General features: G+C 69.1%; 15 protein-coding genes. 9 read left to right on the top strand and 6 right to left on the bottom strand.

The window, feature by feature from the left end:
• Positions 1 to 5 precede the first annotated feature (5 nt).
• Both moaC and SACMADRAFT_RS23375 read left to right on the top strand, forming a co-directional pair.
• Positions 6 to 485, top strand: coding sequence for a cyclic pyranopterin monophosphate synthase MoaC (gene moaC, locus SACMADRAFT_RS23380; RefSeq protein ID WP_009156331.1), 480 nt, complete (start codon positions 6 to 8; stop codon positions 483 to 485).
• Positions 482 to 1,444, top strand: coding sequence for a molybdenum cofactor biosynthesis protein MoaE (locus SACMADRAFT_RS23375; RefSeq protein WP_009156330.1), 963 nt, complete (start codon positions 482 to 484; stop codon positions 1,442 to 1,444). Before moaC ends, SACMADRAFT_RS23375 begins: the two co-directional genes overlap by 4 nt.
• 259 nt (positions 1,445 to 1,703) lie before the next feature.
• On the opposite strand, the gene SACMADRAFT_RS23370 is transcribed toward SACMADRAFT_RS23375, so the two are convergent.
• The 4 genes from SACMADRAFT_RS23370 to moaA all read right to left on the bottom strand — a co-directional run bounded on the left by SACMADRAFT_RS23370 (position 1,704) and on the right by moaA (position 5,115).
• On the bottom strand, positions 1,704 to 2,357 hold the full coding sequence (locus tag SACMADRAFT_RS23370; RefSeq protein ID WP_040925858.1) for a LysM peptidoglycan-binding domain-containing protein: 654 nt from the start codon (positions 2,355 to 2,357) through the stop codon (positions 1,704 to 1,706).
• Positions 2,358 to 2,773: 416 nt separating this feature from the next.
• Complete coding sequence (locus SACMADRAFT_RS23365; RefSeq protein WP_009156328.1) at positions 2,774 to 3,637, bottom strand: phosphatidylinositol-specific phospholipase C/glycerophosphodiester phosphodiesterase family protein; 864 nt, start codon at positions 3,635 to 3,637, stop codon at positions 2,774 to 2,776.
• A gap of 105 nt (positions 3,638 to 3,742) precedes the next feature.
• Positions 3,743 to 4,048 carry a MoaD/ThiS family protein gene (locus tag SACMADRAFT_RS23360; RefSeq protein WP_009156327.1) on the bottom strand — a complete coding sequence of 102 codons (306 nt, stop codon included), beginning with the start codon at positions 4,046 to 4,048 and terminating at the stop codon, positions 3,743 to 3,745.
• Between the two features lie 2 nt (positions 4,049 to 4,050).
• Positions 4,051 to 5,115, bottom strand: a complete 1,065-nt coding sequence (moaA, locus tag SACMADRAFT_RS23355; protein WP_009156326.1) for a GTP 3',8-cyclase MoaA — start codon at positions 5,113 to 5,115, stop codon at positions 4,051 to 4,053.
• Positions 5,116 to 5,220: 105 nt separating this feature from the next.
• Between moaA and SACMADRAFT_RS23350 the strand changes: the two genes are divergently transcribed.
• From SACMADRAFT_RS23350 to SACMADRAFT_RS23325, 6 genes are read left to right on the top strand one after another with little or no spacing between them, the layout of a single operon-like run.
• On the top strand, positions 5,221 to 5,625 hold the full coding sequence (locus SACMADRAFT_RS23350; RefSeq protein ID WP_040925857.1) for a TOBE domain-containing protein: 405 nt from the start codon (positions 5,221 to 5,223) through the stop codon (positions 5,623 to 5,625).
• On the top strand, positions 5,622 to 6,380 hold the full coding sequence (gene modA / locus SACMADRAFT_RS23345) for a molybdate ABC transporter substrate-binding protein (RefSeq protein WP_009156324.1): 759 nt from the start codon (positions 5,622 to 5,624) through the stop codon (positions 6,378 to 6,380). Before SACMADRAFT_RS23350 ends, modA begins: the two co-directional genes overlap by 4 nt.
• A gap of 43 nt (positions 6,381 to 6,423) precedes the next feature.
• A complete protein-coding gene (locus SACMADRAFT_RS23340) occupies positions 6,424 to 7,200 on the top strand; it encodes an ABC transporter permease (protein WP_009156323.1) in 777 nt (258 codons plus the stop codon).
• Positions 7,197 to 8,276, top strand: coding sequence for a sulfate/molybdate ABC transporter ATP-binding protein (locus SACMADRAFT_RS23335; RefSeq protein WP_009156322.1), 1,080 nt, complete (start codon positions 7,197 to 7,199; stop codon positions 8,274 to 8,276). Before SACMADRAFT_RS23340 ends, SACMADRAFT_RS23335 begins: the two co-directional genes overlap by 4 nt.
• Positions 8,277 to 8,294: 18 nt before the next feature.
• Positions 8,295 to 9,089, top strand: coding sequence for an HAD-IIA family hydrolase (locus tag SACMADRAFT_RS23330; RefSeq protein ID WP_009156321.1), 795 nt, complete (start codon positions 8,295 to 8,297; stop codon positions 9,087 to 9,089).
• Positions 9,090 to 9,111: 22 nt separating this feature from the next.
• Positions 9,112 to 9,945, top strand: coding sequence for a metallophosphoesterase (locus SACMADRAFT_RS23325; RefSeq protein WP_009156320.1), 834 nt, complete (start codon positions 9,112 to 9,114; stop codon positions 9,943 to 9,945).
• Positions 9,946 to 9,953: 8 nt separating this feature from the next.
• Here SACMADRAFT_RS23325 and SACMADRAFT_RS23320 read toward each other — a convergent pair whose 3' ends face one another.
• Positions 9,954 to 10,331: a YccF domain-containing protein gene (locus tag SACMADRAFT_RS23320; protein ID WP_040925855.1), complete on the bottom strand. Its 378-nt coding sequence runs from the start codon at positions 10,329 to 10,331 to the stop codon at positions 9,954 to 9,956.
• A 115-nt stretch (positions 10,332 to 10,446) separates the two neighbouring features.
• Here SACMADRAFT_RS23320 and SACMADRAFT_RS23315 point away from each other — a divergent pair, with 115 nt between their 5' ends.
• Positions 10,447 to 12,099: an AMP-binding protein gene (locus tag SACMADRAFT_RS23315; RefSeq protein WP_009156318.1), complete on the top strand. Its 1,653-nt coding sequence runs from the start codon at positions 10,447 to 10,449 to the stop codon at positions 12,097 to 12,099.
• Positions 12,100 to 12,159: 60 nt separating this feature from the next.
• On the opposite strand, the gene SACMADRAFT_RS23310 is transcribed toward SACMADRAFT_RS23315, so the two are convergent.
• Positions 12,160 to 13,707 (bottom strand): alkaline phosphatase D family protein, encoded by a 1,548-nt coding sequence (locus tag SACMADRAFT_RS23310; RefSeq protein WP_009156317.1) that lies wholly within the window; start codon positions 13,705 to 13,707, stop codon positions 12,160 to 12,162.
• Positions 13,708 to 13,758: the final 51 nt, after the last annotated feature.

The following is a 13,758-nucleotide window of genomic DNA, read 5'->3' as shown; positions in this document are numbered from 1 at the left end:
TGAGCATGAGTGAGCTCAGCCACGTCGACGAGACCGGCGCGGCGCGGATGGTCGACGTCTCCGGCAAGGAGGTGACCGCGCGCACCGCGGTGGCCAGTGGCAGGGTGCGCACCACCTCGGAGGTGCTGCGGCTACTTTCGTCGAACGGGCTGCCCAAGGGCGACGCCCTGGCTACCGCGCGCATCGCGGGAGTCCTCGGCGCCAAACGCACGCCCGAGTTGATCCCGCTGTGCCACCAGATCGCGTTGAGCAAGGTGGACCTGGACTTCCAACTCGACACCGACAGCGTGCGCATCGAGGCGACGGCTCGAACCAGCGACCGCACGGGTGTGGAGATGGAGGCGCTCACCGCCGTCGCGGTGGCCGGGCTGACGCTGCACGACATGATCAAGGCGGTCGATCCCGCCGCCTCGCTGGACGAGGTGCGGCTGGAGAGCAAGGCAGGCGGCAAGACCGGGACCTGGCGTCGGGAGGAGCACCGATGAAGCGCACCGCGAGGGTGATCGTGGCCTCGAACCGCGCCGCCAACGGCGTCTACGCCGACCAGACCGGCCCCATCATCACCAGGTGGCTGGCCGAGCGTTCCTACGAGGTGCCCGAACCGGTCGTGGTGCCCGACGGTGAGCCGGTGGCGCAGGCGCTGCGGGAAAGCCTCTCCGACGAGGTCGACGTCGTGATCACCACGGGCGGCACGGGGATCTCACCGACCGACCGCACTCCCGAGGCGACAGCCCAGGTGCTCGACTACGAGCTTCCCGGGATTGCCGACGCGGTGAGGGCGGCGGGGCAGGAGAAGGTGGCGACCGCGATCCTGTCGCGAGGCATGGCCGGTGTCGCGGGCCGGACACTGATCGTGAACCTGCCGGGTTCGCGTGGCGGGGTGAGCGACGGGCTCGAGGTGCTTGCCGCCGTGCTCGACCATGCCGTCGACCAGATCGCAGGCGGCGACCACCCGAGGATCGGTGCCGACAGCCAGCACGAGAACGGTGACCAGCAGGAGAACGGGCAGCTTGCGCCGACGGCTCGGGTAGCGCTGGCGCAGGTGACCGAGTCGGAGCTGTCGGTGGAGGAGCACGCCCAGTTGGTGCGTGAGGCGGGCGCGGGTGCCGTGGTGACCTTCGGCGGTGTCGTTCGCGATCACGACGACGGCCGATCGGTGACCTCGTTGTACTACGAGGGACACCCGACCGCGGGCGAGGTGCTCGCCAGGGTCGTGTCCGAGGTTGTCGGGCGAAGGAGCGGCCTGCGGGCGGTGGCGGTCAGCCACCGGCTGGGCCCTTTGGAGATCGGCGATGTGGCGCTTGCCTGCGCCGTCGCCGCCGAGCACAGGGCCGAGGCCTTCGCGACCTGCGCCGAACTGGTCGACGAGGTGAAGGCGCGACTTCCGGTGTGGAAACACCAGCACTTCGCCGACGGCACCGACGAGTGGGTCAATTCGCCCTGAGCCGTACCGCCCGGTGATGGCCCGACGCGGGTGACCGGCTGGTCCTCCGCCGCGGAGCCGCATGCCTACCTGGATGGTGGCCCCGGACGGCGGCTCGCCGAAGGCCGTCGATCAGGGCCGAGAGCGGTCTTGCTGTTGTCAAGGGACGGGATGAGGGGTCCCACCGCCCGGGGGACGCGGTGGGACCCCTTCCGTGCCTGCCGATCAGCGATCGGCAGGCATCGGCGCCGTCGTCGGCACCATCAGACCTTCGGGGAGGTCACTTGGTGGCGATCTTCTGGCCGACCACGATGAAGTCGGGGTTGGAGATGAAGCCCTCGTTGAGCTCGACGAGCTTCATGTAGCCACCCGCGACGTTGTGCTCGCTGGCGATCTTGGACAGTGTGTCGCCCGCGACCACGGTGTAGTCGCCGTTGGGGTTCGACTCGGCCACGCTCGGCGCGGGTGCCGGCGCGGGTGCCGGCGCGGGAGCCGGCGCGGGAGCCGGGGCCGGGGCCGGGGCCTCGACCGAGGAGGCGCTTTCGGCGCCACCGGTGTTGCTGCTCTCGTAGCTGGCGGTCGAGCCTGCCTTGGCACCGCACACAGGCCAGGCACCGATGCCCTGGCCCTGCAGGACGTTCTCCGCGACGCGGATCTGCTCCGCGCGGGAGGCCTGGTGTGGCATGCCGCTGCCGCCGTAGGCCTGCCAGGTGCTCAGCTTGAACTGGAGCCCACCGTAGTAGCCGTTGCCGGTGTTGATGCTCCAGTCGCCACCGCTCTCGCACTGCGCGATGGCGTCCCAGTTGACGCTATCGGCCTGCGCGGGGGTCGCAGCGATAGCCAGCGGGGCGCCGACAGCGAGGCCCGCAACAGCCACGCGAGCCATGTTTCGGGACGCAGCGGAAGGTTTACGATGCTTGCCTCGATAAGCCATTTCGACTCGGTCTCATCTTCCGCGCCTGTCGAGTGACGAGGCAGACCCGAAGGTCTGACCGACCTTGTTGGCCGGCTGACATCGCCGTGTCGGTCGACGTCTCCTCCCGTCCCAGTCCGGAAGTTTTCTTTCGCTCGGGGTTATGGTTCGGGATCCCGCCGGACTGGGCTCGGCGCAACGGAATCCCGTCTTGCTTGGTCGGTCGGGGCCAACCGAAAAGCGACGGTACGTAACGACGAGCCGGATCGGAAATCCTTGCAACCGTGAGCTAAGTCACAGTAACGGCAAGCAACCTTCAACGATCATGGTGTTTTCGCTGGTAGAGGCCCCGTTATCGAGCCGTATCCGAGTCGAGACTTTTCACTCAAAGTGAGGCATGGGTCACGTCTGTCGGAGCGCGTTTGCTCCGTTCGTGACTACCTCGCGGCCGTCAGGAAAGCCGCGAGCCCGGCAAGATCATCTGTGTTGATGTGATCCACACCGGCCGCCAGCAACTCCTCCCACACCGCCGTCCGCGCCGGGGTGTCGCTGTCCGGTGTGGCCCAGAATCGCACCCGCTGGCCTGCCGCGTGCGCCTGCTCGACGATCTCGCGCAGCCGTGCGCGTTCCCGGGCCGGGAAGGTGCCCTCTCCGGTCCAGGAGAACAGCTTGGTCCAGTTGTCCGACACCAGCGGCGTCAGGCCGGCGTCGGAGCCGGGGCCGAGGTCGGTCGGATCGGCGATGCGGCCGTCGTAGAACGCCAGCCGGTGCCGCTGCGCGCTCAACTGCGCCCTGGGCCGGTTGCCCGAAAGCACCACCGTCACGGCGTGTCGGCGCACCTTGCCCGCGTCGTAGGAGGTGAACATGAACGAGTACCGCCGGTCACGCAGCCGTTGCTGCAGCGCGGCGTAGGTGCTGGTCGCTTCGCTCTTGATGTCCACGAGCAACTGGAAGTCGATCTTGCGCCGGTAGACCTTGCCGTGGTTGTCCATCACCCGCTCGCGCAGCGGCTCCAGGTACAGCGACTCCAGCGTCCGTTCCGGCGTCAGATCCTCAGGGTCGTGCCCGACCAGCAGCTGGTCGCCGACCAGGTAGATGTCGGCCTCGACACTGGTGAAGCCGTGGTCGAGCGCGTCGAACAGCGGGCGGGAGTGCTCGTAGTCGTTGTGCGCGTGCGCCTGCGCGAGTGGCCGCACGTTGCGCTCGCCGGGGCGGTCGTGTGCCGCCGCGGGGGCGCTGAGCAGCGTGAACAGGGTCAGGGCCGACAGCGCAGCCGCGAGCATGCGACGTGGGAGCGACATGCGGCTCAGCCTGTGCGAGCCAGGCGTACGCACGGTGAACGGCCGCTCTCGGCAGGGTCACGAAATGACGAAAATCACTCGCGATCGCTGCGGATCACCGGCGGGTCAGCCGCCCGCGAAGGGCGGGAGCACGTCCAACTCGGCTCCATCGGGGAGCTGCCTGGTGACATCGCGCACGGCCATGCCGTCGAGCAGGAAGCTCGCGGCGTCGAGGATGCGAGCAAGCTCACCCGGATGCATCGCCCGCAACTGATCGACCGCCTCGCCCACCGACGCGCCCGGTGGCAGGCGCACGAGTTCGGAATCCACCCCGCTTGCCGCCCGTGCGGACGCGAAGTACCGCACGAGCACGGTGGTGGCGTGCTGCTCCCCCTCGTCGAGCGAGGTCGGCCCTGAAGTCGCCGAGCTCACGGTCAGCCTCCGATCGCGCTCATCGGCCGGATCGGCTGCGCGAATCCGGCCTCGTTGATCTCATGGCCTGCGAGTTTGCCCCACATGGTGGCTCGCCAGGTGTTGGCGATGTCCTCGTCGCTCGCGCCACCGCGCAGCAGCAGCCGCAGGTCGGTCTCGTCGGTACTGAACAGGCACGAGCGGATCGCGCCGTCGGCCGTGAGCCTGGTGCGCTCGCAGGCGGCGCAGAACGGCCTGCTCACCGACGGGATCACGCCGACCTCGTGCGGACCCCCGTCGACCAGCCAGCGTTCCGCTGGTGCCCCGCCTCGCTCGGCCGGGCTCGGAGTCAGCGTGAACTCGGTGCCGAGCAGTTCCAGGATCTCGTCTGCGGTGATCATCTGCCTGCGGTCCCAGCCGTGCTGGGCATCCAGCGGCATCTGCTCGATGAACCGCAGGTGATAGCCGTGTTCGAGGGCGAACCGCAGCAGCGAGGGCGCCTCGTGCTCGTTGACACCACGCAGCAGCACCGCGTTGATCTTCACCGGGTCCAGGCCCGCTTCCCTGGCGGCCGCGAGCGCGTCGAGCACGTGCCGCAGGCGGTCCCTTCTGGTGATGTGCTCGAACGTCTCGGGATCTATGGAGTCGAGCGAGACGTTGATCCGGTCCAGTCCCGCCTCGGCGAAGGCCTTGGCGCGCTTGGCGAAACCGATGCCGTTGGTGGTCATGGAAAGCCGGGGCCGTGGTCGCAGCGCGGCGATCCTCGCCACGAGCTCCTCCAGCCGGGGCCGCAGCAGCGGCTCCCCTCCGGTGAGCCGGATGTCGGTGATGCCGAGATCGCGCACGGCGATCGTCATCAGCCGGATGAGTTCGTCGTCGCTGAGTACCTGCTCACCGGGCATCCACTCCAGCCCTTCGGCGGGCATGCAGTAGGTACACCGCAGGTTGCACTTGTCCGTGAGGGATACCCGCAGGTCCGTCGCTACGCGCCCGAACGTGTCGATGAGCGCTGGGTTGTCCGGTCGTGGCTTGTCCGTCACCTGGTGCGCACCGGGCACCCGTGGGATGCCTAGGTTTACCTCCGTCACCTATCCCAGCCTAGTGCGCCGATCCGGCAAGGTGTGAGCTTGCTTTCACGACGATCGGGACCACAAGGCTGGTTCATCCGCATATGCGGAGATATATTGCTATGTGTGCCGCAGTTTCGGTTCTCGGAAGCCGCCCGCCTGCTCGGTGTCAGCGACGACACAGTCCGGCGCTGGGTGCGGGCGGGAGAACTCGTCGCGGGCGAGGACGCCGCGAGGCGCAAGGTCGTCGAGGGCGCTGAGCTCGCGGCCTTCGCGCGCAGGCTCGCGGGCGAGACACCGGACCCCACCGGAGTGCGCCGCTCGGCGCGCAACCGGTTCGTCGGGCTGGTCACCGATGTCGTCACCGACAAGGTCATGGCCAAGGTGGAACTGCAGTGCGGTCCGAACCGGATCGTGTCGCTGATGAGCACCGAGGCGGCCACCGAACTCGGGCTGCAGCCGGGCGTGCTGGCGGTGGCGGTGGTGAAGGCGACGCAGGTCATCATCGAGACCGTCGGGGGTGACCAGTGAGGAGGTCGGCGGGCAGGGGGCTGATCGCGCTGCTCGCCGCCGGGCTCACCGCGGCGGCGTGCACGGCGCCGTCGCAGGACGGTTCGGCCACCCTCACCGTGTTCGCGGCGGCATCGCTCACCGAACCGTTCGCCGCGCTGGAACGCCGCTTCGAAGACAGCCACCCCGGCGTGGACGTACGGCTGAACCTCGACGGGTCCGCCACGCTGGCCCAGCAGATCATCGAGGGCGCGCCGGTGGACGTGTTCGCCTCCGCCGACGAGGCGACGATGCGGCAGGTGGTGAGCGCCGCGGCGGTGGAGGGCCGTCCGGCCACGTTCGCCACCAACACCCTGACGATCGCCGTCGCGCCGGGCAACCCGCACCGGATCCGGGGACTGGCCGACCTCGCCGATCCCGGCCTGACGGTGGTCGTCTGCGCGCCCGCGGTTCCGTGCGGCGCGGCGACGCAGCGGGTGCAGCGAGCGGCGGGGGTCGAACTCACGCCGGCGAGCGAGGAGCACAACGTCAAGGCCGTGCTCGCGAAGGTCGAGGCCGGTGTCGCCGACGCGGGCCTGGTGTACAAGACCGACGTCACCGAGCGGCGACAGGTGGAGGCGGTGTCGTTTCCGGAGGCGAAGCAGGCGGTCAACAGCTACCCCATCGCCACCCTCGCCGACGCGCCGCGACCGGCACTCGCGCGCGAGTTCACCGAACTCGTGCTCGGCGAGGTCGGTAGCCGCGAGTTGAGTGAGGCGGGCTTTGGCGCGCCCTGACCAGACAGTGCGCCGCGGCCGCGGCCGTTCTCGAACGGCTGGTGTGCCGTGGGCGTTGTGGGTCCCCGCATCCCTGGCGCTGGCACTGGTCGTACTGCCGGTGGCCGGGTTGCTGGTGCGAACCGACTACGCCAACCTGCCCGCGCTGCTGACGTCGCCGTCGGCGATCAACGCGCTGCGACTGTCCTTGCTCACCGCCGGGCTGTCCACTGTGGCCTGCATGGTGTTGGGAGTCCCGCTGGCGGTGGTGCTCGCCCGCTACCGTGGGCGCGCGGTACGGCTGCTGCGGGCCGTCGTGCTGTTGCCACTGGTGCTGCCGCCCGTCGTCGGCGGTCTCGCGCTGCTCTACCTGCTCGGCCGTAACGGGTTCCTCGGCTACCTGCTCGATGTCACCGCAGGCGTGCGGGTGCCACTGACCACGGCCGCCGTGGTCATCGCACAGACCTTCGTGGCTATGCCGTTCCTCGTCGTGAGCCTGGAGGGAGCGCTGCGCGGAGCCGGTGATCGCTACGAGCGGGTCGCCGCCACGCTCGGCGCGGGCCCGTGGACGGTGTTTCGCAGGGTCACCGTCCCGCTGCTGCTGCCCGCGCTGGGCTCGGGCGCGGTACTCAGTTTCGCCAGAGCGCTCGGGGAGTTCGGGGCGACGATCACGTTCGCGGGCAGTCTGGAGGGCGTCACCCGCACCCTGCCGCTGGAGGTGTACAACCAGGCGCAGACCGATGTCGACAGTGCCGTGGCGCTGGCGCTGCTGCTGGTGGTGGTTGCCGTCGTGGTGATCGTGCTCGCGCGGCCCCGCGCGCTGGAAGGGGTGCGGGCGTGACACTGCACGCCGAGTTGGAGGTCAGCAGGGGCACGTTCACGCTGTCGGTGGCCTTCGACGTGCCGCGTGACACCGTGCTGGCCGTGCTCGGGCCCAACGGGTCGGGCAAGTCCACGCTGCTCGGCTGCCTCGCCGGGCTCGTGGTGCCCGACCGCGCCACGGTGACACTCGGCGAGCGCACTCTGGACGGGCACGGTCACGCGGTGCCGCCGCACCGGCGTGGTGTCGGCCTGCTCGCGCAGGAGGCGCTGCTGTTCCCGCACCTGAGCGTCACCGACAACGTCGCCTTCGCGCCGCGCTCGCGTGGCGCGACCCGAGCGCAGGCACGCGCGACCGCGCACGACTGGTTGAGCGAAGTGGACGCCGCCGAACTCGCCGACCGCAAACCCCACCAACTCTCCGGAGGGCAGGCACAGCGGGTGGCCGTCGCGCGCGCTCTCGCGGGGCAACCGGAGCTGCTGCTGCTCGACGAGCCCCTCGCGGCCCTCGACGTCGACGCCGCGCCTGCCGTTCGGGCCCTGCTGCGGCGGGTGCTGCGCGATCGCAGGCACCGCAGAGCCACCGTGCTGGTGACGCACGACCCGCTCGACGCGCTGACGCTTTCCGACTCCGTCGTGGTGCTTTCGGCGGGGCGGATCGTGGAGCGCGGTCCCACGCGCGAGGTGCTCGCCGCACCGAGGACACCGTTCACCGCGCGGATCGCGGGGCTGAACCTCGTTTCGGGCACGGCGGCCGCGGGTGGTGAGGGCGTGCGCACCTCGGCAGGGCTGCTGGTGACCGGCGTGCCGTCGGTCGAGATGGCCACCGGGGAACCCGCCGTCGCGGTGTTCACGCCGGGGTCGGTGGCGGTGCACCCCGCGGACTCGACCGTCAGTGGCAGCCCGAGGAACGTGATCGACGCCGTGATCTCGGCGCTGGAGCCGCACGGCCCTGTGGTGCGGCTGCGCACCGCCGAGGGAATCAGCGCGGACCTGACACCTTCCTCGGTGGCGGAACTGGGACTGGAGCCCGGCCGCGCGGTGCGGCTCGTCGTCAAGGCGGCCGCGGTGACCATCCACCCCGCTATCGGTCGGTAGAGCAATAGGCTGTGCCTCATGAGCGACCAGCAGTGGACCTACCTCACAGACATGGACGGCGTGCTGGTGCACGAGGAGCACCTCGTTCCGGGTGCCGACGAGTTCCTCGCCGAACTGCGAGCCAACGAGGCCAAGTTCCTGGTGCTGACCAACAACTCCATCTACACGCCGCGTGACCTGCGGGCGAGGCTGTTGCGAACGGGACTGGAGGTGCCCGAGGAGGCCATCTGGACCTCAGCGCTGGCCACGGCGAGGTTCCTGCACTCGCAGCGGCCGAACGGTTCGGCGTTCGTCATCGGCGAGGCCGGTCTCACCACGGCGCTGCACGAGGTCGGGTACGTGCTCACCGACACCGACCCCGACTACGTCGTGCTCGGTGAGACCCGCACCTACAGCTTCACCTCGATCACCAGGGCCATCCGGCTGATCGAAGGCGGCGCCCGGTTCATCGCGACCAACCCCGATCCCACCGGGCCGAGCAGGGAAGGCGTGCTGCCGGCCACCGGCTCCATCGCGGCACTGATCGAGCGCGCGACCGGCCGCTCGCCCTACTACGTCGGCAAGCCGAACCCGCTCATGATGCGCTCGGCGCTGCGCGCCCTTGGCGCCCACTCGGAGCACACGTTGATGATCGGCGATCGGATGGACACCGACGTGCATTCCGGCATCGAGGCAGGGCTGAGCACGATCCTTGTCCTCAGCGGCATCTCGACGCGAGAGTCCGCCGAACGTTACCCGTTCCGGCCCACCCTCGTGATCGACTCGATCGCCGATCTGCTAGGCCGGGTCAAGGACCCGTTCGCCGCTGCTTGACCGGTGGGCATATCGTCGTGGGGTGACTGCCGAGCCCACGTTCGTCGTCGGTGACGTGCATGGCCACCACGCCGAACTGGTCGCCGCGCTACGTGCGCGTGAGCTGGTCGATGCCCGAGGTGACTGGATCGGAGGGCAGGCGAAGCTGTGGTTCCTCGGTGACTTCGTCGACCGGGGTCCTGATGGCATCGCCGTGATCGACCTGGTGCGGAGGTTGCAGCGGCAGGCGCCCGCCTCCGGCGGCGGTGTTGACAGCCTGCTCGGCAACCACGAGATCCTGCTGCTCGGCGTGCACCGCTTCGGCGACACGCCGGTGCCGTCGGACTTCGGGCCGCGCAGCTTCGCCCGCAGCTGGGAGCTCAACGGCGGGCAGCTCGCCGACCAGGAACGGCTCACCCCCGAACACGTCGAGTGGTTGATCGCCCGCCCAGTCGTCGCCAACGTGGCCGGACACCTGCTGGTGCACTCCGACACCCTGGAGTACCTCGAATGGGGTGACACCGAGGACGCCGTCAACGCGGCGGTGCGCGAGGTGCTCGAGGGCGCCGACATCGAGCAGTGGTGGGAGGTGTGGCGCCGGATGACGACGCGTTACGCCTTCCGCGGGCCCGACGGTGAGCGCATGGCGGACATCCTGCTCGGGCAGCTCGGCGGGCAGCGGGTGGTGCACGGGCACAGCGTCATCGCCGACCAGTGGGGCGTGCCGGCCTCGCAGATCAAGGGCCCGTTCCTGTACGCGGGTAATAAGGCGCTCGGCGTGGACGGTGGGGTGTTCGTCGGCGGTCCGTGCCTTGTGGTGGAACTCGCCGATTCCTACGAGCCCTGCCAGGCGCACATCGCGCCCACAGCCGGCTGAGGCCGCTTTCAGTCCGGTACGGGCACGATTCGCCTGCCGAGTGGCAGCAGAGAGACCGGAATCAGCTTGAAGTTGCCGATGCCGAGCGGGATTCCGATGATCGTCAGGCACAGCAGTACCCCGGTCACGACATGGATGAGCGCGAGCCAGAACCCCGCGACGACGATCCAGATGATGTTGCCGAGCACCGATGCCGCTCCGGCGTCGGTACGGTCGGTGATCGTCCGGCCGAACGGCCACAGCGCGTAGTTGGCGATGCGGAACGAGGCGATGCCGAACGGGATCGTGATGATCAGCACGAAGCAGATGATCCCGGCGATCGCGTAGCCGAGGGCGAGCCAGAACCCGGACAACACCAACCAGATGACGTTCAGTAGCGCCCGCATGCCGCCATTGTCCCCGCATCGTGGCATCCGCGCCGCCCCTCCATGTGCAGGTAGCCGCCGCGCCTTCCGCGTTCCTACACTCGATGTGCTGGCCCTTCGACGCCGAGGAGGCATCATGCCGGACGCACTCGCTGTCCCCAGTTACGCCTCGGGCACCTCGGAGGTCCCGCTGCTGGGCGACACCATCGGTGACAACTTCGACCGCACGGTGCGAGCGTTCGGCGAACGTGACGCACTCGTGGAGCAGTTCACCGGCCGGACGTGGACCTACGAGCAGCTAGCCGCCGAGGTGGACGCGCTGGCGCTCGGCCTGGCGAACGCCGGTATCGGCAAGGGCGACCGGGTCGGGATCTGGGCTCCCAACTGTGCGGAATGGACGATGACCCAGTACGCCACCGCGAAGATCGGCGCGATACTGGTCAACATCAACCCCGCCTACCGCGCACACGAACTCGAGTACGTGCTCAACCAGTCCGGGATCACCATGCTGGTGGCCGCGGAGAGTTTCAAGACCTCCGACTACGCGGGAATGATCGAGGAGGTGCGCCCTCGCTGCGAGGCGCTACGGCACGTCGTGCTGCTTGGCAGCGGCGAGTGGAACGCGCTGTTCGAGCACGGCAGGCAGGCCGATCCCGCGCTGCTGGAGCGGCTGCGTGCGACGTTGAGCGCCGACGACCCGATCAACATCCAGTACACCTCGGGCACCACGGGGTTCCCGAAGGGCGCCACACTGAGCCACCACAACATTCTCAACAACGGCTTCTTCGTCGGCGAACTCTGCGGTTACACCGAGGCCGACCGGATCTGCATCCCGGTGCCCTTCTACCACTGCTTCGGCATGGTGATGGGCAACCTGGCCGCGACGAGCCACGGCGCCTGCATGGTCATCCCGGCGCAGGCGTTCGAGCCCGCGGCAACGCTGCGAGCCGTACAGGCGCAACGCTGCACGTCGCTGTACGGCGTTCCGACGATGTTCATCGCGGAACTGGCCGAGGCCGACTTCGACTCCTACGACCTGTCCAGCCTGCGGACCGGGATCATGGCGGGCTCACCGTGTCCGGTGGAGGTGATGAAGCAGGTCATCGAGCGGATGGGAATGGCCGAGGTGACCATCTGCTACGGCATGACCGAGACCTCACCTGTCTCGACACAGACCAGGGCCGATGACTCGATCGAGCGACGCGTGTCCACTGTGGGCAGGGTGCACCCGCACCTGGAGGTGAAGATCGTCGACCCTGAGACGGGCCTGACGGTGCCGCGCGGAACTCCCGGCGAGTTCTGCACCCGGGGCTACTCGGTGATGCTCGGTTACTGGGAGCAGCCGGAGCAGACGGCCGATGCCATCGACGCCGCACGCTGGATGCACACCGGCGATCTCGCGGTGATGGACGACGAGGGCTACGTCAACATCACCGGCCGGATCAAGGACATGGTCATCCGCGGCGGGGAGAACATTTACCCGCGCGAGATCGAGGAGTTCCTCTACACCCACCCGGACGTCCTCGACGCACAGGTGATCGGTGTGCCCGATCGCCGGTACGGCGAGGAGTTGATGGCGTGGGTGCGGATGCGCGAGGGCGCGCCCCCGCTCACCGCCGAGGCACTGCGCGAGTTCTGCCAGGGCAGGCTCGCGCACTACAAGATCCCGCGCTACGTGCACGTGGTCGAGGAGTTCCCGATGACCGTAACCGGCAAGGTGCGCAAGGTGGAGATGCGGGAGAAGTCGGTCGAACTGCTCGGGCTGGGCGAGTCGGCTCGGGGATCGTAGGCACGGACCGGGCAAGGCCGACCCGCCCGACACTCGTTGCGGAGCCGGCCGCGTCGTGCTTCAGGCTGGTTGAGCGCCGAGCCTGCCGTCCTCGACCACGTAGGATACGTCCCGACGTACCCGGGACGCCGCATCGCGCGGATCGTCGACGAACCACAAGTGCGAGGCCCATACGTCGCGGCCCACCTCGCACGAGAGGTAGCCGCGCTCGCGGCCGTTGTAGTAGCGCACCTGCGGGTTGTGCGGCAGCGCTGACTCGAACAACGCGTTGTTGCCCTTGCCGCTGCTGATCGAGCTACCGATGAACTCCGTTGCCACCACCGGGGAGGTGGGGTCGTGTTCCAGCGTGATGTCGTTGACCATCGCCGCGTGGACGTCCCCGCTGAGCACGATGGGGTTGCGAGGCCGCTGTCGGTGCAGAAACCCGGTGATGCGGGAGCGCGCCGCCGGATAGCCGTCCCACTTGTCGGTGTTGTAGGCCTGCCCATCGGTTGTGTCCATGTCGATGGCCGCGAGGTAGACCTGCTGCGCGATCACGTTCCACCTCGCGGTCGACGAGGCGAGTCCTGTAAGCAGCCAGCGCTCCTGCTCCGGTCCGGTCAAGGTGCGGTCCGGGTCGTAGGCGTCGCTCGGCAGCGGCTGGAAGGTCGCGCCGTCCACCTGTGGGGTTCGGTACTGCCGGGTGTCGAGCAGCCGGATCTCGGCGAGGTCGCCGTAACTGAACCGACGGTAGAGGCTCATGTCCGGCCCTGACGGCAGGGCCGAGCGCCGCAGCGGCATGTGCTCGTAGTAGGCGTGATAGGCGGCGGCCCTGCGACGCGGGAAGGTCTCAGGGTCGGCGTTGCCGTTGCCGCCGTAGTCACCCGCCATGTTGTTGACCACCTCGTGGTCGTCGGGCACGCACAGGAAGGCGACAGAGGCGTGCGCGGCCCGCAGGTCCGGGTCGAGCCGGTACTGCGCGTGGCGGATTCGGTAGTCCTCCAGCGACGTGGTGGTCTTGAAGGGCAAATGCCTGCGGTCGGGGCCCGCGCTCGGTTGGGCGGGTCCTCTTCCTTCGTAGATGTAGTCACCGAGGTGCAACACGATGTCGAGATCGCGCTCGGCGATGTGCCGGTAGGCCGCGTAGCGACCGGCGGGCAACGACTGACACGACACGGCGGCGAGCGCCAGCGATGACACCGGCGCGCCCACCGGCGGAGTGGTACGGGTCCGGCCGACAGGACTCAACTGCGACCCGGCACGAAAGCGGTAGTAGTAGACGCGATCGGGCAGCAACCCTTCGACCTCGACGTGGACGGAGTGCGCCCACTCGGCCTCGGCTCGCGCGCTGCCCGCTCGAACGACGTCGGCGAAGTGCTCATCGGTGGCGACCTGCCACAGCACCCGCACATCGCCGGGCGCCATGCCGCCGTCCGGCGTCAGTGGTCGCGGAGCCAGCCGGGTCCACAGCACCACACCGTCCGGGGTCGGATCGCCCGATGCGACGCCGAGTGTGAACGGGTACTCCCGTGGCGGGGCGGCGGTCGTCGCGGCCGCGCTCCGGCCGGAGAACGCGGCGGCGCCGAGGGCGGAGCCGCCAAGCAGGGCGGTACGGCGGGTCAGACTCATGGGCGCTCCCGAAGCGAACCGGACTGGTCCGCCTTTTCTAACGGCCCGGGA

The sequence above is a fragment of the Saccharomonospora marina XMU15 genome (assembly GCF_000244955.1).
In the GTDB taxonomy this organism is placed as follows: Bacteria; Actinomycetota; Actinomycetes; order Mycobacteriales; family Pseudonocardiaceae; genus Saccharomonospora_A; species Saccharomonospora_A marina.
Note: the sequence above shows the minus strand (reverse complement) of the source record. Positions and strands in the feature narration are given on the sequence as shown.